General features: G+C 63.4%; 21 protein-coding genes and 3 tRNA genes. 10 read left to right on the top strand and 14 right to left on the bottom strand.

Annotation, left to right across the window (positions count from 1 at the left end):
- Positions 1-119 precede the first annotated feature (119 nt).
- The 5 genes from AC1Q6Z_RS23565 to AC1Q6Z_RS23545 all read right to left on the bottom strand — a co-directional run bounded on the left by AC1Q6Z_RS23565 (position 120) and on the right by AC1Q6Z_RS23545 (position 4,869).
- Positions 120-1,631: an ATP-binding protein gene (locus AC1Q6Z_RS23565; protein WP_492649495.1), complete on the bottom strand. Its 1,512-nt coding sequence runs from the start codon at positions 1,629-1,631 to the stop codon at positions 120-122.
- A 139-nt stretch (positions 1,632-1,770) separates the two neighbouring features.
- A complete protein-coding gene (locus tag AC1Q6Z_RS23560; protein ID WP_492649494.1) occupies positions 1,771-2,571 on the bottom strand; it encodes a carbonic anhydrase in 801 nt (266 codons plus the stop codon).
- Positions 2,572-2,589: 18 nt separating this feature from the next.
- Complete coding sequence (gene murI / locus AC1Q6Z_RS23555) at positions 2,590-3,405, bottom strand: glutamate racemase (RefSeq protein WP_492649493.1); 816 nt, start codon at positions 3,403-3,405, stop codon at positions 2,590-2,592.
- Complete coding sequence (locus AC1Q6Z_RS23550; RefSeq protein WP_492649492.1) at positions 3,389-4,225, bottom strand: RNA methyltransferase; 837 nt, start codon at positions 4,223-4,225, stop codon at positions 3,389-3,391. The genes murI and AC1Q6Z_RS23550 overlap by 17 nt, the downstream gene beginning before the upstream one ends.
- A 68-nt stretch (positions 4,226-4,293) precedes the next feature.
- A complete protein-coding gene (locus AC1Q6Z_RS23545; protein ID WP_492649491.1) occupies positions 4,294-4,869 on the bottom strand; it encodes a hypothetical protein in 576 nt (191 codons plus the stop codon).
- A gap of 217 nt (positions 4,870-5,086) precedes the next feature.
- On the opposite strand from AC1Q6Z_RS23545, the gene AC1Q6Z_RS23540 reads away from it, so the two are divergent.
- Together AC1Q6Z_RS23540 and AC1Q6Z_RS23535 are read left to right on the top strand one after the other, a co-directional pair.
- On the top strand, positions 5,087-6,301 hold the full coding sequence (locus AC1Q6Z_RS23540; RefSeq protein WP_435265453.1) for an NADP-dependent isocitrate dehydrogenase: 1,215 nt from the start codon (positions 5,087-5,089) through the stop codon (positions 6,299-6,301).
- Positions 6,302-6,414: 113 nt separating this feature from the next.
- Positions 6,415-7,053, top strand: coding sequence for a glutathione S-transferase family protein (locus tag AC1Q6Z_RS23535; protein WP_492649490.1), 639 nt, complete (start codon positions 6,415-6,417; stop codon positions 7,051-7,053).
- A gap of 27 nt (positions 7,054-7,080) precedes the next feature.
- Here AC1Q6Z_RS23535 and AC1Q6Z_RS23530 read toward each other — a convergent pair whose 3' ends face one another.
- Entirely contained in the window at positions 7,081-7,938 is an 858-nt protein-coding gene (locus tag AC1Q6Z_RS23530) for an AraC family transcriptional regulator (protein WP_492649489.1), read from the bottom strand.
- Between the two features lie 184 nt (positions 7,939-8,122).
- Between AC1Q6Z_RS23530 and AC1Q6Z_RS23525 the strand changes: the two genes are divergently transcribed.
- On the top strand, positions 8,123-9,790 hold the full coding sequence (locus AC1Q6Z_RS23525; RefSeq protein WP_492649488.1) for a SulP family inorganic anion transporter: 1,668 nt from the start codon (positions 8,123-8,125) through the stop codon (positions 9,788-9,790).
- Here AC1Q6Z_RS23525 and AC1Q6Z_RS23520 read toward each other — a convergent pair.
- From AC1Q6Z_RS23520 to recA, 3 genes are all read right to left on the bottom strand, one after another.
- On the bottom strand, positions 9,787-11,019 hold the full coding sequence (locus AC1Q6Z_RS23520; RefSeq protein WP_492649487.1) for a GGDEF domain-containing protein: 1,233 nt from the start codon (positions 11,017-11,019) through the stop codon (positions 9,787-9,789). The two genes, AC1Q6Z_RS23525 and AC1Q6Z_RS23520, sit on opposite strands and share 4 nt — an antisense overlap.
- A gap of 102 nt (positions 11,020-11,121) precedes the next feature.
- On the bottom strand, positions 11,122-13,785 hold the full coding sequence (gene alaS, locus AC1Q6Z_RS23515; protein WP_492649486.1) for an alanine--tRNA ligase: 2,664 nt from the start codon (positions 13,783-13,785) through the stop codon (positions 11,122-11,124).
- A gap of 409 nt (positions 13,786-14,194) precedes the next feature.
- Positions 14,195-15,289: a recombinase RecA gene (recA, locus tag AC1Q6Z_RS23510; RefSeq protein ID WP_435265447.1), complete on the bottom strand. Its 1,095-nt coding sequence runs from the start codon at positions 15,287-15,289 to the stop codon at positions 14,195-14,197.
- Positions 15,290-15,519: 230 nt separating this feature from the next.
- On the opposite strand from recA, the gene AC1Q6Z_RS23505 reads away from it, so the two are divergent.
- Both AC1Q6Z_RS23505 and AC1Q6Z_RS23500 read left to right on the top strand, forming a co-directional pair.
- On the top strand, positions 15,520-16,467 hold the full coding sequence (locus tag AC1Q6Z_RS23505) for a carbohydrate kinase family protein (protein ID WP_492649485.1): 948 nt from the start codon (positions 15,520-15,522) through the stop codon (positions 16,465-16,467).
- Positions 16,468-16,525: 58 nt separating this feature from the next.
- Entirely contained in the window at positions 16,526-17,452 is a 927-nt protein-coding gene (locus AC1Q6Z_RS23500) for a pseudouridine-5'-phosphate glycosidase (protein WP_256115698.1), read from the top strand.
- Positions 17,453-17,509: 57 nt separating this feature from the next.
- On the opposite strand, the gene AC1Q6Z_RS23495 is transcribed toward AC1Q6Z_RS23500, so the two are convergent.
- From AC1Q6Z_RS23495 to AC1Q6Z_RS23475, 5 genes are all read right to left on the bottom strand, one after another.
- Positions 17,510-17,998 (bottom strand): RrF2 family transcriptional regulator, encoded by a 489-nt coding sequence (locus AC1Q6Z_RS23495; protein ID WP_492649484.1) that lies wholly within the window; start codon positions 17,996-17,998, stop codon positions 17,510-17,512.
- Between the two features lie 404 nt (positions 17,999-18,402).
- A complete protein-coding gene (locus tag AC1Q6Z_RS23490) occupies positions 18,403-18,588 on the bottom strand; it encodes a hypothetical protein (RefSeq protein WP_435265444.1) in 186 nt (61 codons plus the stop codon).
- A 348-nt stretch (positions 18,589-18,936) separates the two neighbouring features.
- Positions 18,937-19,013: transfer RNA gene (locus tag AC1Q6Z_RS23485), tRNA-Pro, on the bottom strand.
- A gap of 96 nt (positions 19,014-19,109) precedes the next feature.
- Positions 19,110-19,556, bottom strand: coding sequence for a DUF192 domain-containing protein (locus AC1Q6Z_RS23480; protein ID WP_435265443.1), 447 nt, complete (start codon positions 19,554-19,556; stop codon positions 19,110-19,112).
- A 50-nt stretch (positions 19,557-19,606) separates the two neighbouring features.
- A complete protein-coding gene (locus tag AC1Q6Z_RS23475; protein ID WP_492649483.1) occupies positions 19,607-20,185 on the bottom strand; it encodes a cold-shock protein in 579 nt (192 codons plus the stop codon).
- A gap of 196 nt (positions 20,186-20,381) precedes the next feature.
- Between AC1Q6Z_RS23475 and gloA the strand changes: the two genes are divergently transcribed.
- The 5 genes from gloA (at position 20,382) to AC1Q6Z_RS23450 (ending at position 23,968) form a co-directional block, all read left to right on the top strand.
- Positions 20,382-20,822: a lactoylglutathione lyase gene (gene gloA / locus AC1Q6Z_RS23470; protein ID WP_439616896.1), complete on the top strand. Its 441-nt coding sequence runs from the start codon at positions 20,382-20,384 to the stop codon at positions 20,820-20,822.
- Positions 20,823-21,172: 350 nt separating this feature from the next.
- Entirely contained in the window at positions 21,173-22,498 is a 1,326-nt protein-coding gene (locus tag AC1Q6Z_RS23465) for a YcbK family protein (RefSeq protein ID WP_492649630.1), read from the top strand.
- Positions 22,499-22,638: 140 nt separating this feature from the next.
- A tRNA-Glu gene (locus AC1Q6Z_RS23460) sits at positions 22,639-22,713 on the top strand.
- A 225-nt stretch (positions 22,714-22,938) separates the two neighbouring features.
- Complete coding sequence (locus tag AC1Q6Z_RS23455) at positions 22,939-23,334, top strand: hypothetical protein (RefSeq protein WP_492649482.1); 396 nt, start codon at positions 22,939-22,941, stop codon at positions 23,332-23,334.
- A gap of 559 nt (positions 23,335-23,893) precedes the next feature.
- Positions 23,894-23,968 (top strand) — tRNA-Glu (locus AC1Q6Z_RS23450).
- Positions 23,969-23,975 lie beyond the last annotated feature (7 nt).

The raw sequence follows: 23,975 nt of genomic DNA, 5'->3' as shown, positions 1-23,975 counted from the left end.
TCGCGACCGGAGAATCCACGGGACATGTCAAATGAAACACCGGACATTGCTGCCCGGCGTTGGCGGGTCATTAGGCGGGTTTCACAAATTTGTCAACGCGCGGCGCCCGGAAAATCCGACTATTCCGCCGCATCCTGCCGGGAATCCGTCAGGTCCGGCCCATTGGCATCGCCGGGCTTCGTCTCGCAGCCGAGATCCGGGAAGGCGACGATGCGATGGCCGGCGAGATCGCTGTGCACGACGACAAGCCCCTGCTCCTCGAAATAGCCGAGCAGACGCCGCGCACGGCGGGCAGAATGGGTGCCGTAGGCGCGCGCGATCATCGCATCCGACGGGCAGGCAAGGCCGCGCACGGCGGCCTGCGCCACGAGCAGGAACACGCCCTGCAGGTCCTCGGTGACGCTGCGGGACAGATCGAGCGCCCTCGCCCAGATCTCCGTACCCGCCGTCTCGGCATCGACGCCCGAACGCGCCACCGCCATCTTGCGCCGGAAGGCCGGCAGCGAGAGCGGCGCGCCGGGCACGCGGCGAATGCGGCAGCGCACGAGGAAATCCTGGAACAGTTCAGCATCCGCCCGGAAGGCCGCATCGGGATGACCGAGGATTTCGGCAAGCGTGCGGTCGAGCAGGTCTTCGCGCTCCTCGGCGGTAATTTCAGGCGCCGCCGCCTTCGCCGGTTCCGCCACCGGCTCCGGCCGGACGCGGGACAATTCGGCGAGAATATCCGTCGTCGGCCGCGGCGCCGGCGGCGCGCGGCGCACCAGCGGGCGTGAAAATTCCTCAGGGTCGGGCGTGAAGATCAGGTCTTCGACGTCCTGGGGTGCATCCGGCAGCGGCATCAATTTCGGACTGGTCGAACGCGCGGAGGTTTCCACGGCGCCGATTTCCACCGGCAGCGGGCGGCGCGACAGCGCGGGGCCAAGCGCCACGAAGGAGCCGCGCGGCAGGTCGCGGAACATTTCCGCCTGCCGGCGGTCGAGGCCGAGCAGGTCGGCGGCGCGCGCCATGTCGATATCGAGGAAGGTGCGGCCCATCAGGAAGTTGGAGGCCTCGGCCGCGACGTTCTTGGCGAGTTTCGCCAGCCGTTGCGTGGCGATGACGCCGGCCAGGCCGCGCTTGCGGCCGCGGCACATCAGGTTGGTCATGGCGCCGAGCGAGAGTTTTCGCGCTTCTTCCGACACTTCGCCGCCGGAGGCCGGCGCAAAGAGCTGCGCCTCGTCCACGACAACGAGCACCGGATACCAGAAGTCCCGGTCCGCATCGAAGAGCGCATTGAGGAAGATGCCGGCCGCGCGCATCTGCTCGTCGGCTTCAAGCCCTTCGAGCGAGAGCACGCAGGAGACACGGTGCTGGCGGATGCGGTTGGCGATGCCGACGAGTTCGGCTTCCGTGCGCTCGCCATCGACGACCACATGGCCGAATCGGTCCGACAGCGTGACAAAGTCGCCTTCGGGATCGATGATGACCTGCTGCACCCATTGCGCGGACTGTTCGAGCAGGCGGCGCAGCAGATGCGACTTTCCAGAGCCCGAATTGCCCTGCACCAGCAGGCGGGTCGCCAGCAGTTCCTCGATATCGAGCCTGGCCGGTGCGCCGCCCTGCACCGTTCCCATGTCGATGCCGACCTTCATGCCATTCCTCGTTTCCGTCCGAAAGACAGCCGCGGTTCTGTTGGACCGCGCGCGTGGCGGGAGGTCTATCACCGATCCGCGCGATTTGTCCGCAACAACGCGCAAAACCCACAGTTTTGCGGCAGACCCCAGATGAGGGTCAGACGAAGAAATCGACCTTTCCTTCATCGAGGTCGTAACGGGCTCCGACGATCTTCAGCTTACCGGCCTCAAGTTTGCTGGTGATGACGTCGGTGGAAATCCGCAAGCGCTCAACCACGCGCTTGACGTTTTCCCGAACGGAATTGTCCAGCAAATCCCCCTCCAGGCGGGTGGAATGCAGGACGGAGGGCAGGATCGGCGCCACCATCGCCTCGATCGCGCTGTCGTAGTCCGCACCATCCTTCACCGCCGCGACGGCCGCGGCCACCGCACCGCAGCGTTCGTGGCCAAGAACCACGACCAGCGGTACGCCGAGATGCTCGACCGCATATTCGATGCTGCCGAGTCCGACCATGTCGACCGTGTTTCCGGCGACGCGCACGATGAACAGATCACCCAATCCGCACGCAAACAGCAGTTCCGGCGGAACGCGCGAATCGGAGCATCCCACAAGCACGGCAAAGGGATGCTGCGCTTCGGCGATTTCCAGCCGGCGCTTGCGGTCGATGTGAAGAACCGGAACACGATCGGCGACGAAATCGTCATTCCCTTTTTTCAAGAGCGCCAGCGCCTCGTCCGGTGAGAGACCGGTCGGCGCGGGCGCATGCGCAACGACCGTATTGTCTGCGGCGGAGGCCGACGCTGCAAAGCCGGTGCCGAGCACAGCCGCACCACAGCAGGCGCCCTTCAGGAAAAGACGCTTCGAAAGTTTCATTTCCATGTGTTCCTCTTCAAGGCGCCGATCGCAATAACCGAACATCCAAGGCAAGTACGCCAAGATGCTCCGCAACGCCGACATCCCGTAAATTCAGGCGCCTCAACGGTTTGTGCGTGAGTTCGATTCGATTTGCAATCCAAAGCCCTGCATCAGCCGGCGGGTGGAGAAATCCGGATTGCCGGAGGTGAAGACGGCGATATCCTCGCCCGGCGCCAGCGTTTCGAGCGGCGGCACGAGGCGGCGGGCTTGGCGGGCGATGGCTTCGGCGGGATCGAGCCAGTCGACCGGCCAGGGCGCGAGCTTGCGGAAGAGGTTCGCCATGAAGGGGTAATGCGTGCAGGCGAGCACGACGATGTCCGTCTTACGGCCGTCCTGTTCGATGAAACATTGCGCGATCTCGGCGCGCACCGTGTCGTCGGCGAGCGTTTCGCCGCGGATATAGGCCTCCGCCATGGGCGCAAGGCGCTCCGAGCCGACGAGGCGCACGTCGCACTGGCTGGCGAAGGACTGGATGAGGTCGCGCGTATAGGCGCGTTTGACCGTGCCGGGGGTGGCGAGCACCGAGACGAGGCCGGAGCGCGTGCGCTCGGCGGCGGGCTTGATGGCGGGCACGGTGCCAACGAAAGGCATGGCGGGAAAGGCGGCGCGCAGATCGGCACCCACCAGCGTGAAGGCGGTGTTGCAGGCGATGACGCAGATTTCCGGGTCGTGTTCTGCGAGCAGCTTGCCGAAGAGCGCGATGACATGCGCCTTCAGCGCCGGCTCTTCCCAAGGGCCATAGGGAAACCCGGCATCGTCCGCGACATAGATGAAGTGCCGCTCCGGCATCAGCACGCGCGCCTCGCGCAGAACGGTCAGACCGCCGATGCCGCTATCGAAGACCAGGATAGGTTTGGCACTATTCGTCGTCGTCACGGGGCACCTTGGGCCGGCGGTTGCGTGTACGGTTCGGGTTCGTCGCGCCACGGGGCGATTCCGGGGTGAAACGATCGAGGCAGGAGATGATGCCGCGCAGCACCTGGATCTCCGTGCCGGTGAAGGAAGGACGCGTCAGGATGGCGCGCAGGTTCTCCACCAGTTTGGGCTTTTTTTCGGCAGGCCGGAAATAGCCGCGCGCATCGAGCGTCTCCTCGACATGGTCGAACAGGCCTTGCAACTCTTCCTTCTTGGCGGGGCGCTGGGGCAGCGCGTCGAACGGGGTGTCCTCGACGGAGGCAAGGCCGCTCTTCATCCACTCGTAGCTCATCAGAAGCACGGCCTGCGCCAGATTGAGCGAGGCGAAGGCGGGGTTGACCGGGAAGGTCACCAGCTCGTCGGCAAGCGCGATTTCCTCATTGGTGAGGCCCGTGCGCTCGCGGCCGAAGAGAATGCCGGTCTTTTCGCCGGCCCGGAAACGAATGCGCAGGTCATCAGCGGCAACGACGGGAGAACGCACTTCCTTGTAGCCATAGCGGTCACGCGCGGTCGTCGCATAGACGAATTCGAGGTCGGCGACGGCCGCCTCCAGCGACGGATAGACCTTGGCTGCCTCGATGACATGGTCGGCCTTGCTGGCGGCGGAGATCGCCTTCTCGCTCGGCCAGCCGTCGCGCGGATTGACCAGGCGCAATTCGGCAAGGCCGAAATTCGCCATGGCGCGCGCCACCATGCCGATATTTTCGCCCAGTTGCGGATGAACGAGGATGATCGCCGGTCCTTCGGCGATCAGCGTGCGTTCGCTGTTCGTGCCTGCCATACCCATATTTCCCTAGAAAAGTCGGGCTTCACTGGCACAAATGGCTGAAAATGAAAAGCGGCAGCCGCTTATTCCGGGTTTTCCTCTGCCGTGCCGCTCCCGCCATTGGCGCCTTCCTGGGCGATCTCCTGCAATTCCTTCTTCAGCGACGCGGCCTCTTCAAAGCTCGGGCGCTCGATATCGTTGATGACGGCCCGGCCGTCCTCGTCGATCACCTTGAAGACGAGCTTTTCCGGCTCCCAGTCGGTGGCGCGCTCGCCAAAGCAGTGGCTGTTGTCGAAGGTCACCGTGACGTCCTCCGCGCCGCCCGCGGGCTGGCCTTCCGTCACCGTGATGTCCTTTAGCGCGCAGCCGTCCTGGCCGCCAATGATCGGGTCGTAGTCGAAAGGCGAGCCGCCGTCGTCATAGGCGGGGTACTTCGCGGCTTCCTTGTATTTGGCCACGAAATCCTTGCTGTAGAGCCGCGTCAGAAAGTCCTCGGAGAAGTAGTCGGTATAGGGCGGCGGCGTGTCGCTGTCGGTGCCCATCTCCTGCCAGTTGGTGGTCGCCGCAGACATGATTTCCGACACCGGCGCTTTGTAGTCGGCCGCCTCGGCGGAAACGGGAAGCAGAAGGACGAGCGCAACGAGACCGAAACGCGACATGACATTCTCCATTGGGTGACGGCAGGCCCGGATGGGCGCCGTGAGCGAACTTTCCTGGAACGGAATTTTGGCGAAACTTATTCCGTCCGCCGGCGAAAATAAACCGCCTCATCCGATCGTTGGCTTTGCCTTGCCGGCCTTGAATGCTATAGGGCCAAACGGTTCTTTCAAGTCCACGATCCGGGGCGCCCAGCCCCTACAAAACACGAGGCTCTCCATGGCAAAGATCAAGGTCGCCAACCCCGTCGTCGAGCTCGACGGCGACGAGATGACGCGCATCATCTGGCAGTTCATCAAGGACAAGCTGATCCATCCCTACCTGGACGTCGACCTCGAATATTACGACCTCGGCATGGAAAACCGCGACGCCACCGACGACCAGGTGACGATCGACGCGGCCAACGCCATCAAGAAGCACGGCGTCGGCGTCAAGTGCGCGACGATCACCCCGGACGAAGCCCGCGTCGAAGAGTTCAAGCTGAAGAAGATGTGGAAGTCGCCGAACGGCACGATCCGCAACATTCTCGGCGGCGTCATCTTCCGCGAGCCGATCATATGCAAGAACGTGCCGCGCCTCGTGCCCGGCTGGACCAAGCCGATCATCGTCGGCCGCCACGCCTTCGGCGACCAGTACCGCGCCACCGATTTCAAGTTCCCCGGCAAGGGCAAGCTGACGATGAAGTTCGTCGGCGAGGACGGCAAGGAAATCGAATACGACGTATTCGACGCCCCGTCCGCCGGCGTTGCAATGGGCATGTACAACCTCGACGATTCGATCACCGAATTCGCCCGTGCCTCGTTGAACTACGGTTTGCAGCGCAAGGTGCCGGTCTATCTCTCGACCAAGAACACCATCCTCAAGGTCTATGACGGCCGCTTCAAGGACATCTTCCAGGAAGTCTTCGACAAGGAATTCGCCGACAAGTTCAAGGAAGCGAAGATCTGGTACGAACACCGCCTGATCGACGACATGGTCGCGTCCGCGCTGAAATGGTCCGGCGGCTACGTCTGGGCCTGCAAGAACTACGATGGCGACGTGCAGTCCGACATCGTGGCCCAGGGTTTCGGCTCGCTCGGTCTCATGACCTCGGTTCTGATGACGCCGGACGGGCAGACGGTGGAAGCGGAAGCCGCGCACGGCACAGTGACGCGCCACTACCGCCAGCACCAGAAGGGCGAGGAAACCTCGACGAACTCGATCGCCTCGATCTTCGCCTGGACGCGCGGCCTCGCGCACCGCGCCAAGCTCGACAACAATGCCGAGCTCGCGCGCTTTGCCGACACGCTGGAAAAGGTCTGCGTCGATACGGTCGAATCCGGCTTCATGACGAAGGACCTCGCCCTTCTCATCGGCCCCGACCAGCCGTGGCTCTCCACCACCGGCTTCCTCGACAAGATCGACGAGAACCTTCGCAAGGCCATGGCGGCCTGAGCCAGACAACCTACCGAAAGCCCGGCCTCGCGCCGGGCTTTTTCTTTGTCCGCCCTTGCGGCGGCAACCCCGCGCCCTATCCTCCCGTCCAACATTTGTGAGAGGAGAACAGCATGGCCGAGGACCTGATCTTCTATGCCAATCCGATGTCGCGCGCACGCATTGCGCGCTGGATGCTGGAGGAAGTCGGCGCACCCTATCGCACGGAATGGCTGACTTTCGACGGATCGATGAAATCGCCCGACTATCTGGCGATCAACCCGATGGGCAAGGTGCCGTGCATCCGCCACGGCAAGACCATCGTGACGGAAGCCGCCGCGATCTGCGCCTATCTTGCCGATGCGTTTCCGGAGGCCGGCCTTGCGCCGCCGACCGACAAGCGCGGCGACTATTACCGCTGGCTGTTCTTCGCCGCCGGCCCGCTGGAAATGGCTGTCTCGATCAAGGCCTTCGGGCTGGAGGTGCCGAAGGAGCGTCACCGCAGCATCGGCTGCGGCAGCTACGAATCGGTGATGGACACCCTCGCCTATGCCGTCACGCGGCATCCCTACATCACCGGCGACAGCTTCACCGCCGCCGATGTCTATGTCGGCGCCCATATCAGCTGGGGCCTCCAGTTCGGCTCGCTGGAGCCCCGGCCGGAATTCAAGGCCTATTGGGACCGGCTGAAGGAACGCCCGGCCAGCAAGCGCGCCACCGCCATCGACGACGAGGAAATGCACCGCCAGCTTGCGGCGGCGAAGGCCGGCTAGGGCGGGCCTTTACCCGCCCCGCCTTCATCAGACGGGCTGAAGCGGCAGGTGGATTTCCGTCAGCAGTTCGCTTGGCGACACCTCGCGCGGATTGTTGAGATAGGTCTCGAACATCACCTCGTCGCGGATGGAACGGCCGGAGGCCGGCAGCCAGGTGGCGTAGAGCCAGTGGTAGGCCGCGCCCATATTGGCATACGGCCCCTGGTGGCGCAGCACCGCATAATCGCCGCCTGCAAGCGTGCGGCGAACCAGCGGGGCTTCGGCGGGAACGGCGCCGTCCGCCGTAACGCAGGCGAAGGAGCGCAGCTTGTCCTCCGCCACGAGATCCGGATCGTCGAGAAAAACCCCGACCATGCGCATGTCCGGCCGAAAGATGTTGCGGGAGAACAGCGCGCCGTAAAGCGCCTCGAAGGCCTTGCCGATGCCCATATAGGACCCGGCATGGGGAACGCCGAGCAGCGTCTGTTCGGGTAGGGTGCGGATGGTGATGTCGTACATGCGGGTCGGCTCCTTGCCGCTTTGGGGTTCGAAGGCGCGATGGCCCCCCTCCCGCCGGTAGCGCGCCGGCGGCATGCCATAGGCGGCCGCGAAGGTGCGCGTGAAGGACTGGAGATTGGGGTAGCCCCATCGCGCGGCGATGTCCCGTACGGTTTGGTCGGACCGCACCAGGTCGCCCGCGGCCCGGTGCAGACGGAGCCGGCGGACGGTCGCCGCCAGCGTTTCGTTGTGCACGGCCCGGTAGACGCGGTGCCAGTGATGCGCCGAAAGGCAGGCGATCTCCGCCAGCCGGTCGAGGTCGATATCCTCGTCCAGATGATCGTAGATATAGGCGGATACGCGCGACAGACGCTTCTCGTAGCTCGCCCAGATTTCATTCTCGCCCATGCCGCACCTCTTTCGTCGGGACCCATTCAACCAAGCATGCGGCGATTTCACAAATCCTGCGCTTCTGCCTTGCCTTGCAATTTTCACAAGGCTTTGACGTCCGTCATTGCAAAAACGGGCGACTCGGCGTGAGATGCCCTCGCCGGCCAGCCTTTCTCCTTCCACCGGCCTCCTGAGGCGCCCCATGACCGATACCCTGATGCCAAAGCTCGCCAGCGTTTTCGCTGAGGGTTACGGGCCGGCGCGACTGAAGGCGGACGTGCTGTCCGGCCTCACCGTTGCCATCGTCGCGCTGCCGCTCTCCATGGCGATCGCGATTGCCTCCGGCGTCACGCCCGACCGCGGCCTCTATACGGCGATCGTCGGCGGCTTCCTCGTCTCCGCGCTGGGCGGCAGCCGCTTCCAAGTGGGCGGACCGGCCGGCGCCTTCATCGTGCTCGTCGCCGCAACGGTCGCACGGCACGGCGTCGAAGGCCTGCTGCTTGCGACATTTCTCTCCGGCATCATTCTCGCGCTTGCCGGCTATTTGCGGCTCGGCAAATTCATCAAGTTCATTCCCTATCCAGTGACGGTCGGCTTCACCGCCGGCATCGCCGTCATCATCTTCGCCGGCCAGATCGGCGAGCTCCTCGGCCTGAAGCTTGGCGGACAGGAGCCGGGACCGATCCTCGAAAAGCTCGCGGCACTCTGGGCGGCACGGCCGACCTTCAGCCCCGCCGCCTTCGGCGTTGCCGGCGTCACCATCGCCATCATCCTGCTGCTGCGGCGCTTCCGTCCCACCTGGCCCAATCTCCTCATCGCCGTCGCCATCGCATCCGCGGCAACCGCCCTCCTCTCCTTGCCGGCCGATACGATCGGCACCCGCTTCGGCGGCATTCCGCGTGGCCTGCCGGTGCCGGCGCTGCCGTCCTTCTCGCCGGACCTCGTCATCGCCGTGCTGCCCGATGCGGTCGCCTTCGCGCTGCTCGGCGCCATCGAATCGCTGCTCTCCGCGGTCGTCGCCGACGGCATGACGGGGCGGCGCCACCGCTCCAGCATGGAGCTGATCGCGCAGGGCTTCGCCAATATCGGCTCGGCGCTGTTCGGCGGCATCTGCGTGACGGGCACGATCGCGCGTACGGCAACCAATGTGCGCTCGGGCGCCACCAGCCCGGTTTCCGGCATGCTGCATTCGGTTTTCCTGCTGCTCTTCATGCTCGTCGCCGCGCCGCTCGCAAGCTACATTCCGCTTGCGGCGCTCGCCGGCGTGCTGGCGGTCGTGTCGTTCAACATGGTCGAACGGCCCGCCATCGCCGCCCTCTTCCGCTCGTCGCGGGGTGACGCGGCGGTGCTCGCCGTCACCTTCCTGCTCGTCGTCTTCCGCGACCTGACGGAGGGCATCGTCGTCGGCTTCCTGCTTGGCGCCGTGCTGTTCATCGACCGCATGGGCAAGGCGGTGAACATCCGTGAGGAGACGGTGCCGCAGATCGTGCAGGCAATCGAGAATGCCGGGGAAGACACCGGCCTGCCGGAGCGGCCCGTCGTCGCGAACGATCCGGATACGGTGATCTACCGCATCAGCGGTGTGTTCTTCTTCGGTGCTGCGGCCAGCGTCGGCTCCGTGCTCGACCGCATCGCCGACCAGCGCCGCAACTTCGTGCTCGATTGCGCGGACGTGCCATTGCTGGATTCGACGGCGGCGAGCGTGATCGAAGGCCTCGTGCGCAAGGCGGAACGCGCCGGTGTGCGCGTGTTCATCACCGGGCTCAAACCCGACATGCGCCGCATGCTGGAAGCCCACGAGCTGCATCCGCCGCGCGTCACCTTCACCGCCACGGTGGACGCGGCCATGAACGAGATTGCCGCGCGTTAGCCGATGGCGATGCCGACGGGGGAAATGACGGGTGCGCGCATGCGCTCCGCGAGATCGGCAAGGCCGGCGGTGGGCACTGCGCGCATGACCTGGTTGCGCCCACCCGCCTTCGCTGCATAGAGCGCAGAATCGGCCGCCGAATGCAGGCGGTCGAAATCCGTGCCGAAGGTGGCGACATCGGCAAGCCCGATGCTGACGGAAACCGCGATGTCGCGGCCCTCGTTGCTGATCTCGAGCGCCTCGACCTCGCGCCGCAGCCCTTCGGCGAACTGTTCGGCGCGCGCGATGTCATGCCCCGGCGCATAGAGCGCGAATTCTTCCCCGCCGAAGCGGCAGAACAGCATGTTCGCCTCCAGCCCGGTGGAAATGCGGGCGGAAAACCGTTTCAGCACGATATCGCCCGCGACATGGCCGTGTGTATCGTTGATCGCTTTGAAGCGATCGAGGTCGAAGATCATCAGGGTGCCGGGCGAACGGTCGGCCAGCCGCTTCTGCATGTCGTCCAGGAAGGAGCCGCGATTGGCGATGCCCGTCAGCGCGTCGGTGCGGGACGCCTTGCGATAAAGCGCCTCGCCGCGCTCCTTGATGAGCACCAGCATGGCGACGGCGGCGAGAATCGTATGGGCGAATAGCTCCAGCGAGAAGATCGCAAACCAGGCGGAATAGGCGGTGCCGTGCTCAATGGGTGCGGGCGCGACTATCGCCATGGGGATGCGCAGCGAATAGATGATGCCGTGCGACAGGAAGAAGAATGCTGCAAGTACGCGGGTCGGCAGCGGTTCGGTGCGGCGTTCGCGCCAGATATCCGCGCCAATCCACAACGAATAGGCGGTGATGACTACCGAGATCACGACGATGCGGTTGTTCACGTCACCCGTCACCGGCGGCACCAGCAAATAAAGAAGCGACCACGCAAGGGGACCGGCCAGCACCACGGCAGGATAGACACGGCGGCGATCGAAGACGCGGAATCCGGCCCACATCAAGGCATAACCGCAGGCGGCAAGTGCATTTCCCAGCCCAACGGTGAGGAGCGGCGGCCCGACCGGACGCAATGCAAAGAGGATGGTGCACAGCGAGCCGACCCACATGGAAAGGCACCAATACCCCGCCGCCGCCGCATGCCGCCGGTCGGTCAACCAGACCTGCAACATGAAAATCCCGACGACAGTCGTCGCCAGGAAAGTACAGATCATCAAAGTCGATATGCTGATGACGTCTTCAATCAATACACACACTCCGCACGGCCGACAGGCTAGGCGGAAACGTTGAAGACTTCGCAAACGAAAACGGCGGGCAAGGCCCGCCGTTCTACCGTGAAAAAGCTTTCGTCAGCCGGCTATGGCACCGGCGACCGCCTCGATGGCGTCGGCCGCTTTTGCGCCGTCCGGACCGCCGGCCTGCGCCATGTCGGGCCGTCCGCCGCCGCCCTTTCCGCCGAGCGCCTCGGAGGCGCGGCGCACCAGATCGACAGCACTGAAGCGGCCGGTCAGGTCGTCGGTCACGGCGACCACGGCGCTTGCCTTGCCGTCCGGCGAAACGCCGACGAAGGTGACGACGCCGGAACCGAGGCTCTTCTTGCCCTCGTCCGCCAGGCTCTTCAAATCCTTCGGCTCGACGCCGGTGACGACCTTGCCGAGATATTTGACGCCCGCGACATCGCGCACGCCATCGTCGCCGCCACTCGTGCCGCCGCCGCCAAGCGCCAGCTTCTTCTTCGCCTCGGTCAGTTCACGCTCCAGCTTGCGGCGCTCGTCGACCAGCGCCTCGACGCGGGCGAGCACTTCGCCGGGCTGCGCTTTCAGCGTGGTGGCAAGCGCCTTCACGCGTTCGTCCTGCTCGGCGAGATAGGCGCGGGCCACCTCACCCGTCAGCGCCTCAAGGCGGCGGATGCCGGAACCGACGGCGCTGTCGGACAGGATGCGCACGAGGCCGATCTCGCCGGTGGCCGCGACATGCGTGCCGCCGCAGAGTTCGACCGAATAGGGCCGGTTCGCCTTGGCGCCACGCACGCCGGTGCCCATGGCGACCACGCGCACCTCGTCGCCGTATTTTTCGCCGAACAGCGCCATGGCGCCTTCTGCGATCGCGTCGTCCACCGTCATCAGGCGGGTGGTGACCGGCGAATTCTGCACGATGATCTCGTTGGCCATGTCCTCGATGACGCGCAGTTCCTCCGCCGACATCGGCTTGGGGTGCGAGACGTCGAAGCGCAGGCGCTCGGGCGCGACCAGCGAGCCCTTCTGAGCGACGTGCGTGCCGAGGACTTCGCGCAGCGCCTCATGCAGCAGGTGCGTTGCAGAATGGTTGGCGCGCAGGCGCGAGCGGCGGGCGTGATCGACGGTGAGTGCCACCGCGTCGCCGACCTTCAGCGTGCCGTCCTTGACGGTTGCGACATGGACGAAGACGCCCTCGCCCTTCTTCTGCGTGTCCGACACGTCAAGCTTGGCATTGTCGGCCGAAATCACACCCGTATCGCCCATCTGGCCGCCGGATTCGCCGTAGAACGGTGTCTGGTTGACGACCAGTTGCACCTCGTCGCCGGCCGAGGCGGCATCGACCGCCTTGCCGTCGCGCACGATCGCCTGGACGACACCTTCGGCGGTCTCGGTGTCGTAACCGAGGAATTCGGTCGCGCCGAACTTTTCCTTCAGTTCGAACCAGATCGTCTCGGTCGCCTTGTCGCCGGAGCCGGCCCAGTGCGAGCGGGCCTCGGCCTTCTGGCGCTCCATCGCATCGGTGAAGCCGGACAGATCGACGCCGATTTCGCGGGCGCGCAGCGCGTCCTGCGTCAGGTCGAGCGGGAAGCCGTAGGTGTCGTAAAGTTTGAAGGCGGTCTCGCCATCCAGCATGTCGCCCTTGCCGAGCGTGGTCGTTGCGTCGGAAAGCAGCGTCAGGCCGCGTTCCAGCGTCGTGCGGAAACGGGTTTCTTCCAGCTTCAGCGTCTCGGAGATCAGCGCTTCCGCCCGCTGCAGTTCCGGATAGGCGCGGCCCATCTCGCCGACGAGCGTCGGCAGCAGCTTCCACATCAGCGGATCCTTGGCGCCGAGCAGCTGCGCGTGGCGCATGGCGCGGCGCATGATGCGGCGCAGCACGTAGCCGCGGCCGTCCTTTGCCGGCAGCACGCCGTCGGCGATCAGGAAAGCGGAGGAGCGCAGGTGATCGGCAATGACGCGATGGCTGGCGCGCGCCTCGCCCTCGGCCTTCACGCCGGTCGCCTCGACGGAGGCGTCGATCAGGGCGCGGAAGAGGTCGATGTCGTAGTTGTCATGCTTGCCCTGCAGGAGAGCCGCGACTCGCTCCAGGCCCATGCCGGTATCGATCGACGGGCGCGGCAGGTCGACGCGCTCTTCCTTGGTGATCTGCTCGAACTGCATGAAGACGAGGTTCCAGATCTCGATGAACCGGTCGCCATCCTCTTCCGGCGAGCCGGGCGGGCCGCCCCAGATATGGTCGCCATGGTCGTAGAAGATTTCCGAACAGGGACCGCAGGGGCCGGTATCGCCCATCGCCCAGAAATTGTCGCTGGTCGCAATGCGGATGATGCGGTCGTCGGAAAGCCCGGCGATCTTCTTCCAGAGGTCGAAGGCCTGGTCGTCCGTGTGGTAGACGGTGACCAGCAGGCGGTTTCTGTCGATGCCGAATTCCTTGGTGATCAGGTTCCAGGCAAGCTCGATCGCGCGCTCCTTGAAATAGTCGCCGAAGGAGAAATTGCCGAGCATCTCGAAGAAGGTGTGGTGGCGCGCGGTATAACCGACATTGTCGAGGTCATTGTGCTTGCCCCCGGCGCGCACGCATTTCTGCGCGGAGACCGCCGTCGAATAGGGGCGCGATTCCAGGCCGGTGAAGACGTTCTTGAACTGCACCATGCCGGCATTGGTGAACATCAGCGTCGGGTCGTTGCGCGGCACGAGCGGGCTGGACGGCACGACCTCGTGTCCGTTCTTTCGGAAATAGTCGAGGAAAGTCGACCGGATTTCATTCACGCCGTTCATATCGCGTCCTTCATCTCTGCACCGCTGCACCTGAAAACCGGCGCATTACCCACCCAATTGTCCCGCAACGACGGCGCAACCGCCTCGCCGGCTGCTGCCTATTTCCCAAACCGCACCCGATTTGGGAAATAGGCAGCGAATTCAAATTGCTACGGCGTCCTTGCGCGTCTTGTTCGACGCGCGACGCCGCAGAGTGCCCGCCCGGAAGGTCCGTGAAGGCCATCCACCCACGAATTCCGTCGAAACTGCGCGCCTGCCGCCTGTCTTGCGGAAGGTCGGAAACCTTTGGTCGCGCGCGAGAACTGAAGGCTTTTATCGCCCGCCTCGGCACCTGTCCAGACATCAAAAAACCGGCCCTTCAGGAAGAAGAGGCCGGTTTTTCGATATTCTTGCGGGCGTTGCGCGGTGATTACATCGCCGCGGCGTCGTCGTCGCTGGAATCGTTCGGATCAGGGCCACCGTTTTCCAGGAAGCGGTCGGCGATGAGGCCGGCATTCTGGCGCAGCGACGTCTCGATCTCGTTGGCGAGATCCGGATTGTCGCGCAGGAACGTCTTGGCGTTCTCGCGGCCCTGGCCGAGGCGCTGGCTGTTATAGGAGAACCAGGAGCCCGACTTCTCCACGATACCGGCCTTGACGCCGAGATCGATGAGCTCGCCCGTCTTGGAGACGCCCTCGCCATACATGATGTCGAACTCGACCTGCTTGAAGGGCGGCGCCATCTTGTTCTTGACGACCTTGACGCGGGTCTGGTTGCCGATGACCTCGTCACGCTCCTTGACCGCGCCGATGCGGCGGATGTCGAGGCGGACGGAGGCATAGAACTTCAGCGCGTTGCCGCCCGTCGTCACTTCCGGCGAACCGTAGACGACGCCGATCTTCATGCGGATCTGGTTGATGAAGATCACCATCGTGTTGGACTTGGAGATCGATGCCGTCAGCTTGCGCAGCGCCTGGCTCATCAGGCGGGCCTGGAGGCCGGGCAGGCTCTCGCCCATCTCGCCTTCGATTTCGGCGCGCGGCGTGAGTGCGGCGACCGAGTCGATCACGAGCACGTCGATTGCGCCGGAGCGCACCAGCGTATCGGTGATTTCCAGTGCCTGCTCGCCGGTGTCGGGCTGCGAGATCAGGAGGTTTTCCAGATCGACGCCGAGCTTGCGGGCATAGACCGGGTCGAGCGCGTGTTCGGCGTCGACGAAGGCGCAGATGCCGCCCTTCTTCTGGGCTTCCGCAATGGTCTGCAGAGCCAGCGTCGTCTTGCCCGAACTTTCCGGGCCGTAGATCTCGATGATGCGGCCCTTGGGCAGGCCGCCGACGCCGAGCGCGATGTCGAGGCTCAGCGAACCGGTCGGGATCGTCTCGATCTCGATGACGCTGTCCTTACCGCCGAGCTTCATGATGGAGCCCTTGCCGAAGGAGCGCTCGATCTGGGAGAGTGCCGCCTCGAGTGCCTTGCTTTTATCCACTGCTTTATCCTCTACGAGCCGCAAAGTGTTCTGTGCCATTCCGTCCACCTTTAGGTTATTGAAGCAAGACAGGCAACGAACCCGCCGATGAAAGCTATGTACACATTTTGTTCTCATTTCGCAAGGTGCATTTATCCTTTTGAATGTTTTTGTGAATCGGGGGCGTGTTCTATTTTCGTTTCGGTGGGATAAAGCCACGCAGGAACAAGGGTATACCCGCCCTGGTGCCCGGCCTTCTGGGCCGAATCGGGCGGGTGCGAAGGAAGACGATGACGGGAAAGACGATACTGGTGATGGGCGGCGCCCATGTGGACAGGCGCGGACGCATTGCCGGCGAGACGACGCCGGGGGCGAGCAATCCCGGCGGCTGGTTCGTGGAAGCGGGCGGCGGCGCCTTCAATGCGGCGCGCAACCTCGCGCGGCTGGGGCATGCGGTGCGGCTCGTCTCGCCGCGCGGCGGCGATGCGGACGGCGATATCGTCGCGGCGGCTGCTGCGGCGGCGGGTATCGAGGACACCCCCTTCACCTTCCTCGACCGGGCGACGCCGAGTTACACGGCGATCATCGAACGCGACGGCAACCTCGTCATCGCGCTTGCCGACATGGACCTCTACCGGCTGTTCTCGCCGCGGCGCCTGCAGCAGCGAGCTATGCGCGAGGCGGTCGCGGCGGCAGGCCTCATCCTCACCGATGCCAACCTGCCGGCCGAAACGCTCGGCGCCATGGCGAAGGCCGCGGCTGAAGCCCGCGTGCCGATCGCCGGCATCGCCATCTCGCCGGCCAAGGTCGTGCGGTTCGAACAAACCCTGTCCGCCCTCGCCTTCCTGTTCATGAACGAGGCGGAGGCACGCACGCTGACGGGGGCTACACCGGAAAACCCGGCCGACTGGCCGAAGGCCTTGCGCGCCGCGGGCCTTGCCGCGGGCGTGGTGACGCGCGGCGGGCGGGGCGTCATCGCTTTCGATGCGAAGGGCGCGGCGCTGGTCACGCCGCCGGAAATCCCGGCGCTCGGTGATGTCACGGGTGCCGGCGATTCGCTGGCCTCCGGTTTCGTCAGCGCCTGGCTCGCCGGGCGGGACCTCGGCGAGGCGCTGCGCCACGGCGCGGCAGCGGCCGCGATCACCGTGCGCTCGCCGCTGGCCGTGGCTGAAGAAATGTCGCAGGCGGCCCTTGCCGCCGCACTTTCTCTTGTGCCTCAGGCCGAATGGATGGCATGAGACTTTCTTGCCGAAAATTCCGCCTGAAAATTCGACCAGATTTCCGCAAGGATCCAGCATGACCAGACCCGCCTCCGCCCTCCTGCCGATGCAGTATTCGGAAGAAGTCGCCGCCGCCAAGGCGCGCGGCGCGCCGATCGTCGCGCTCGAATCGACGATCATCACCCATGGCATGCCCTATCCGGGCAACCTGGACATGGCCCGCAGCGTCGAGCGCATCATCCGCGAGGAAGGCGCCGTGCCGGCGACGATCGCCGTCATCGATGGCGTGCTGCATATCGGCCTCGACGATGCGACGCTCGAAACGCTCGCGAAGACCGAAGGCGCCATGAAGCTGTCGCGCGCGGACCTCGCCTTCGCGATCGCGGAGCGGCGCACGGGCGCCACCACCGTCGCCGCGACGATGATCGGTGCCGCGCGCGCCGGCATCCGGGTTTTTGCCACCGGCGGCATCGGCGGCGTGCACCGCAAGGCCGAAGAGACCTTCGACATTTCCGCCGACCTCGACGAGCTGTCGCGCACCGGCGTCATCGTCGTCTGCGCCGGCGCCAAGGCGATCCTCGACATCCCGAAGACGCTGGAAGTGCTGGAAACCCGCGGCGTACCGGTCGTCACCTATGACAGCCCGGTCTTCCCCGCCTTCTGGTCGCGCGATTCGGGGCTGAAGAGCCCGCTGACGCTGAACAGCCCGGCGGCCATCGCCAATTTCCAGACGGTGCGCGACCAGCTCGGCGTCGACGGCGGCATGCTGATCGCCAATCCCGTGCCGGAGGCCGACGAAATCCCGCGCGAGGAAATGGAGATCTACATCGCCCGCGCGCTCGACAATGCCGAACGCGACGAGATCGCCGGCAAGGCCGTGACACCCTACCTGCTCGACAGCCTTTTCCGCCTGACGGACGGCCGCAGCCTGAAGACGAACATCGCGCTCGTCGAAAACAATGCCCGGCTCGCGGCGGAAATCGCCGTGGCGCTGGTGGATTGACAATCCGGAGGTGGCCGGTTTGCGCCGGCCGCCTCCTCCGCTTTTATCCGACCTGGATCAACCCGCGCGTTTCAACACCCATTGGAAACTGCTCTGCCAGAGCGTGGTCGGGATTTCCTGCTCCAGAGTCTGGACGAGTGCCGCGAGGCTGACGCTGCGCAGCTTTGCGCGCCATGCCTCGTCCGCATCCCACATGACGCGGGCGACCGCGCAGGGGCCGGCCTCGCAATAGCCTTCGGGACGGCAGGGATTGTTGGCGCGGATATTGCTGCAGGCGAAGGTCCGCTCCTTGCCTTCCACCGCCTCCACCACATCGAGAAAGGTTATTTCCGCGGTCGGGCGAGCAAGGCGATAACCACCGCTCGGCCCCAGCGTCGATTCGACCAGCTTCGCCTGGGAAAGGCTCTGCAATGCCTTGGAGAGATATTCCTTCGGCAGGCCATGGAATTCGGCCAGAGCCTTGGTGGAAAGATAACGCCCGTCTGGAAGTCCGGCGAGAATGGCACAACAGTGCAGTGCCCATTCGACTTGGCTCTTGAGGATCATCAAACCCATCCGCGCAATAAGGATATTTATTATCCGTATTCTATGCTTTTTGTAAACGGCGGGGTGAGGAGATTGCAGGTACAGGGCCAAGATTCTCGCGAAGAGCTTTAGGAAAAACCGCTGACCCGGATGACCAGCGACGGGTTCTCTCGCACTTGGCTGTCAGATTTCGGTTTATGTAATTTAACCTAGTTTGCTGTCATAAGTGCCTGCCTATATGCGCAGGAAGGTTCGAAAGCATGCTTTCCTCCTGCCAGCGCACCCCGTTCTTTGTGGTCTTCTTGATCTGGTCGTTGGGAAGGCCGAAGCCTCGCGCGCAACGCGCTCCGAACCATATTGAGCTTTAGAATGGAACGGCCCGCCCTGTTTACTGCTATTGGGGTCATCAGGGCGGGCCAAACTGGTTAGGAGACCGGCAGCGTGCCGCTGAAATACGTATTGAATTGCTGCTGAGCTGCGGTCTTCACACCCTCGCGGCTGAGTTTTCCATCATTACTGGGATCATCCGAAACGTTCCGGTTGACGATTCGCCATACTGTGTCGCAGACCGCTGCGCGAACGCCCTTCAAGTCTTCATTTGTCAAAGCCATTTTCAGTCTCCTTCATATTTGGGTGACCCAATTGCCTACCCAAATCTAAGAGCGAGTAATGTTCGCTCTTAGAGCGACGGCCACATTCTCCGGCAACTCCGGGGTTATGCTTGATCGCTCGGCCATATTAAAACCGCCCAACAAGACGGGGATAATTTCTGAAGGATTTTCTGATCGGCTACCGGATTGGTGCGGGCTCAATCGCCTCGTAATTGAGAGAAGTCCGTCCACCCGAGTAAATGATGACGCACCTGAAGGAGGCTGTTCTCTCCCACAGTGCGCTCACAACGTAAATTTGACTAATCAAATACTGGGGCGGGAAACGTTGGCTTCTCAGGGCCTTGCCGATGGTCGGAGTGGAGAGATTCGAACTCCCGACCCTCTGGTCCCAAACCAGATGCGCTACCAGACTGCGCTACACTCCGTCCGTCCCGGCGAAGGGGGAGATACACGCATCCGCCGGCTGCCGCAACAGCTAATAGGCGCTTTCGGGCGCTTGTCGCGAGAAATGCGGGGACGGTCTATTGCGCCTTGCGCTGGGATTCCAGGAGTTCGTTCTTAACGCGGTTGCCGGCGCGGATGCCGAGGCGCTTGACGGTGCCACCGTTGAGTTCCAGCACGTAGTCGATCGGTCCCTGCGAATCGATGATCGCTTCCGAAAGCGGCTCGGCATTTTCCTTGATGGCGCGCACCTTGCCGTCCTTGGCGATGAACAGCATGTCGAGCGGCAGGTAGGTGTTCTTCATCCACATGAAGACCTGCCGCGTTTCGCCGAAGGCGAAGAGCATGCCGTGGTCCTCGGCCATTTCGCGGCGGTTCATCAGGCCCTGCTCGCGCTGGCGCGGCGTGACGGCCAGTTCGACCGTGAAGACATGGCTCTTGCCATCCTTGGTCACGATCGTCAGCGGCTGCTTGTCAAAGGTTTCCGCAGCGTGAGCGACGAGCGAGAAACAGAAAAAAAGCGCCATGACGGCGCTCGCGAGGCGCGCGAAGCCGAACGTCCGCGCGAGATGCCCCATCAGTGCGCCCTGTTGCCGGGAACCGGCATGTCCGGGTGGATTTCCGCGGCCATCAGGCCCTTTTCGCCATCGCCGAAGCGCGCGAGCACGACCTGCCCCGGGCGAAGCTCGGTGAGGCCGAAGCGGCGCAGCGTCTCCATATGAATGAAGATATCCTCGGTGCCCTCGCCGCGCGTCAGGAAGCCAAAACCCTTGGTGCGGTTGAACCACTTGACCAGCACGCGCTCCAGCCCGCTCGACGGGGTGACCTGAACGTGGGTCTTCACCGGCGGCATCTGCGAGGGATGCACGGCGGTCGACTGATCCATGGAAAGAATGCGGAAGGCCTGATAGCCGCGGTCGCGCTTCTGGATCAGCGCGACGACGCGCGTTCCTTCCAGAACCGTCTGGTAGCCATCGCGCCGGAGGCAGGTGACGTGCAGCAGGACATCCTGCATGCCGTTGTCCGGCACGATGAAGCCGAAGCCCTTGGCGACGTCGAACCATTTGATGATGCCGGTGATCTCGATCAGATCGACGGCGTCATTGCTCTGGTCATCACGGGTCGTGATTTCCTTTGAAGACACCCTGTCCACCATGACCTGCCAGCCCCTCGTTTACGCGTCACATGAGTTTACGGTTAACTGATTCTTGATAACCAGAATAACATTGTCCCGATGCGAATGCGCAAGCCCCTTTGAAAGTTTTGCCGGCCCTATTGGTAGGCTGCAAGGCTTGCCTGAGGCTGACAAAACCCTACTCTTTCGGACGACCCCACATTCAGAGGATTTTCCAATGCGTTATCTCCACACGATGGTCCGCGTCAAAGACGTCGACCAGTCCCTCAACTTCTACTCGACGCTGTTCGGTCTCAAGGAAGTGCGCCGCTACGAGAACGAAAAGGGCCGCTTCACGCTGATCTTCCTGGCAGCCGCCGAGGATGTCGACGCCGCGCGCGAAAAGGCCGCGCCCTGCCTGGAGCTCACCTACAACTGGGACACCGAGGATTATGCCGGCGGGCGCAATTTCGGCCACCTCGCCTATGAGGTCGACGATATCTATGCGCTCTGCCAGAAGCTGATGGACAACGGCATCACCATCAACCGTCCGCCGCGCGACGGCCACATGGCCTTCGTGCGCTCGCCGGACGGCATCTCCATCGAGATCCTGCAGAAGGGCGAAAACCTGGCGCCGGCCGAACCCTGGGCGTCGATGGGCAATACCGGCGTCTGGTAGCACCTGCCCGGCAAGTCCTGCGGGACGCAAGCTCCGGGCAAAGCTTGCGTCCTATAGCTTTGTCACAAGACCATCGTTTCGCCGTATTTGGCCGGGATTTCTTGCCTTCCGGTCGATCGCCAGCGAGAGGGGCGCCTTGGCCGATTCCGGCCGGTTTGCTTCCCGTATTGCGTTCTCGGCTCCACACGCTTCGGCCTTTACACTTTTGGCCGAAACGGTAACATCGCGGCAACCGCAGCCTGGCCCTTTGGCTTTTCTCGCTTGCGGTTGCGACTGTTTGAAGAAATGGCCCGATCGGCGGCAAGACCGAGGGCGCGAACGTCGAAAGCGGGGGAAAGCCTTTGCAGGACATGCAGGGAAAGTGGCCAGGCCTGAAGGCGCTGCGGTATGGATTGCTGCTGGCCGTGTCGGTCGCCACGCTCTCGGGCTGCGTTTCCGCAGTCTCCACGGATATGCGCGCGGAAAACAAGGCCGTGCAGGAAAATGAAGAGACGGTCGCCGAGGGCAGCACCGACGACACCACCACGCCGGTGGTGAGCGCCGACGCCGCTCAAGGCACGGCGAAGGATCCATCCGTCACGGCGGACGCCGGAGCGACGGCGAGCGGCCAGGTCGCCGGCGAAGAGGCCGGGCGCGACATGGCGGGCCTCGTCATGCAGCAGACCACGCTGAATGCCGGCCAGTCGAGCATCTATGCGAATGGCGGGCAGACCAGCACCGCCTATGCGACGCAGACGTCGGGCACGAATGCCTCGGTCAAGAGCCTCTATGCCGGTTCCGGCGAGGCGCAGGGCGCCGACCAGTCCGGCCGGTTGCCGGTCGAGGATATGCCGCAGGTCGAATCGACCGGGCAGCAGCCGCTCGAAACGCTCGGCGACGAGCAGGCCGAAGTGGTGCTGCCGGAGAACGTGCCGATCCCGAAGACCGCGCGCACGGCGCTCGTCGCGGAGGCAGCGGCCGGCAATGCGGCCGATCTTGCCCTCACGACGCCAGCCGAAGACAGCGTGACGCTGCCGGAAACGACGGCCGAGGCTGGTCTTGCCGAGACGCAGACGAAGAAGGACCAGCCGCGCAAGACGGTGACGCTCGCCTCGCTCTTCGCCAGCAAGCGCGAAGCCAAAGACCAGTTCGACGGCGATCGTTTTGCCGAGCAGCCGCGCCGCGTCCTCAACCGCGACAGCGCAAACGCGACGCGCAAGGCGTCGCTCGGCACGCTTCCCGGCGTTTCGACCGCCAATGCGCTGTTTTCGACCGATCATTCGGAATCCGAAGAGGTCGAGGACGACGCGCCGCAGTTCAAGGAAGTGGCCTCGCTTGCCGGCCTTGCGCGGCTCGCGCCGAACGGCCTGTGGCTACAGACGGAAAAGGTGAAGACCGGCTGTTTCAAGCCGGAATTGCTGCAGGTGCTGAAGACGATCGAAACGCATTATGACAAGCCGATCATTGTCACATCGGGCCTGCGCGACCTGAAACGCAACCGCGCAAAACAATCGTTGCATACGCGCTGCGAGGCCGCCGATATCCAGATCGCGGGCGTCACCAAATGGGAGCTTGCGGAATATCTACGCAGCATGCCCGGCCGCGGCGGCGTGGGCACCTATTGCCACACCGAATCCGTGCATATCGACGTCGGCCCGGAACGCGACTGGAACTGGCGCTGCCGCCGGCGCAAATAGGCTTTTGGCCTAAGCGTCTGTAATTGGTGCGCTTTCCCGCATCCGAAGCCGCCCTCAGGGCGGCTTTTCATTTTTTTGTCACAACGGCTTTTTCCCGCTTGCGGAAGCCAAAGCGCCCTTCTATAAGACGCCCACCGCACGCGCCCTTCGTCTATCGGTTAGGACGTCAGATTTTCATTCTGAAAAGAGGGGTTCGACTCCCCTAGGGCGTGCCACCCTCCCTCACCAAAATCCATACCTTCCTGCATTGAGACCATTTTGCTGTCTCGGTGAATGCATCGGGTTTTAGCTTCGGTTATCTCAATTTTTCGGCGCAATAGGAGATAGTGCTGCCAATCTGAAATCTTGGGGAAGATGCCTTCTGCGGCATAGACACAGTAGAATGAAGACGTGCGCTCGCTCGAAACGGGCACCGACAGCGCTACCACTGGATGTGCACAATGGAAAGTTTGGAAGCAGCCATCACAGAAGTCGTAGAAGGAAACATAAATTGCCTCGCTGTCGTTCTGGCCGCTAGCCATCCCAAGCTACAGGATGCGGCTGCGAAACGTCCCCAGCTAAAAGTATCCCGCTTCGCCTTAATAAGAGTATTGGAGGAGTGGCGCAGTGGCCACTGCAGTGCTGATGCCGTCCATCAATGGGCGTCATTTGTACGACGTGGCTATATTTCCGGAAACACCAGTGGAGCGCTTCATCCTATTGATATCGCGTACGATGCAGGTGACGAGGAAATGATCGTAGAAATCATCGGAAGGTTCGATGAGATCGGAGATTTAATTGATGGGGACATTGACGATAGTGAGCAGGAAGAAATGTTGAGAATCCTGAAGGCATAGCCAACAGTTTTATATCGCTCGCCGATCAATCAGACGGCTAAGCCGCCTATGGCGAGCGCGGCGGTAACTCAATGATTTTATTCGAGTCCTTTACCCCGCGCGTTCCACTTTCCCACCATATCACGCATTCATGACCGCCCGAAGCTTTTCGTGCTTGCCTTGGCGTGGAACGACATATGGTTAAGGATCGTTGAGGATTTACGGCTGCGATCTTACGCGGTCGGGAGAGAGGCCCCGTCGAGTATGGCCCAGCGCTCCGGGGTCTCGATCCGCTCAGTCGCACCGCTCGTCCGGCCCAGCATGCCGGACGAGCGGCTGCGTGTTGCCGACAACGGCAACGGAGCTGAGCCAACGGGCACCGCCGGGAGGGTCAACGGCGGCAACCTCAGGACCTTCAGCAAGGATTATATGGGAAGGCTTCCGCGAAATTGCCAGTCGTCAATTCAACGACGGCGCCCTACCCTGTGGGTTCCGGTTTCCACCGATGAAAAAGTTGCGATTTTCGCGATTTTCCGTCTTGCGCATCCGGCCGGTCCTGATTAGAAGACGCCCACCGCACGCGCCCTTCGTCTATCGGTTAGGACGTCAGATTTTCATTCTGAAAAGAGGGGTTCGACTCCCCTAGGGCGTGCCACTTCCCC

The organism is Shinella sp. GW835-FHT14H05, assembly GCF_058793575.1.
This window is presented reverse-complemented; position numbering and strand designations above follow the sequence as displayed.

Coding starts and splice junctions, on each gene's coding strand:
- AC1Q6Z_RS23565 (WP_492649495.1), bottom strand. CDS start 1,631: ATGAAGGTCGGCATCGACATGGGAACGGTGCAGGGCGGCGCACCGGCC.
- AC1Q6Z_RS23560 (WP_492649494.1), bottom strand. CDS start 2,571: ATGTCGGCGTTGCGGAGCATCTTGGCGTACTTGCCTTGGATGTTCGGT.
- AC1Q6Z_RS23550 (WP_492649492.1), bottom strand. CDS start 4,225: ATGGCAGGCACGAACAGCGAACGCACGCTGATCGCCGAAGGACCGGCG.
- AC1Q6Z_RS23545 (WP_492649491.1), bottom strand. CDS start 4,869: ATGTCGCGTTTCGGTCTCGTTGCGCTCGTCCTTCTGCTTCCCGTTTCC.
- AC1Q6Z_RS23540 (WP_435265453.1), top strand. CDS start 5,087: ATGGCAAAGATCAAGGTCGCCAACCCCGTCGTCGAGCTCGACGGCGAC.
- AC1Q6Z_RS23535 (WP_492649490.1), top strand. CDS start 6,415: ATGGCCGAGGACCTGATCTTCTATGCCAATCCGATGTCGCGCGCACGC.
- AC1Q6Z_RS23530 (WP_492649489.1), bottom strand. CDS start 7,938: ATGGGCGAGAATGAAATCTGGGCGAGCTACGAGAAGCGTCTGTCGCGC.
- AC1Q6Z_RS23525 (WP_492649488.1), top strand. CDS start 8,123: ATGACCGATACCCTGATGCCAAAGCTCGCCAGCGTTTTCGCTGAGGGT.
- alaS (WP_492649486.1), bottom strand. CDS start 13,785: ATGAACGGCGTGAATGAAATCCGGTCGACTTTCCTCGACTATTTCCGA.
- recA (WP_435265447.1), bottom strand. CDS start 15,289: ATGGCACAGAACACTTTGCGGCTCGTAGAGGATAAAGCAGTGGATAAA.
- AC1Q6Z_RS23505 (WP_492649485.1), top strand. CDS start 15,520: ATGACGGGAAAGACGATACTGGTGATGGGCGGCGCCCATGTGGACAGG.
- AC1Q6Z_RS23500 (WP_256115698.1), top strand. CDS start 16,526: ATGACCAGACCCGCCTCCGCCCTCCTGCCGATGCAGTATTCGGAAGAA.
- AC1Q6Z_RS23495 (WP_492649484.1), bottom strand. CDS start 17,998: ATGATCCTCAAGAGCCAAGTCGAATGGGCACTGCACTGTTGTGCCATT.
- AC1Q6Z_RS23490 (WP_435265444.1), bottom strand. CDS start 18,588: ATGGCTTTGACAAATGAAGACTTGAAGGGCGTTCGCGCAGCGGTCTGC.
- AC1Q6Z_RS23480 (WP_435265443.1), bottom strand. CDS start 19,556: ATGGCGCTTTTTTTCTGTTTCTCGCTCGTCGCTCACGCTGCGGAAACC.
- AC1Q6Z_RS23475 (WP_492649483.1), bottom strand. CDS start 20,185: ATGGTGGACAGGGTGTCTTCAAAGGAAATCACGACCCGTGATGACCAG.
- gloA (WP_439616896.1), top strand. CDS start 20,382: ATGCGTTATCTCCACACGATGGTCCGCGTCAAAGACGTCGACCAGTCC.
- AC1Q6Z_RS23465 (WP_492649630.1), top strand. CDS start 21,173: ATGCAGGGAAAGTGGCCAGGCCTGAAGGCGCTGCGGTATGGATTGCTG.
- AC1Q6Z_RS23455 (WP_492649482.1), top strand. CDS start 22,939: ATGGAAAGTTTGGAAGCAGCCATCACAGAAGTCGTAGAAGGAAACATA.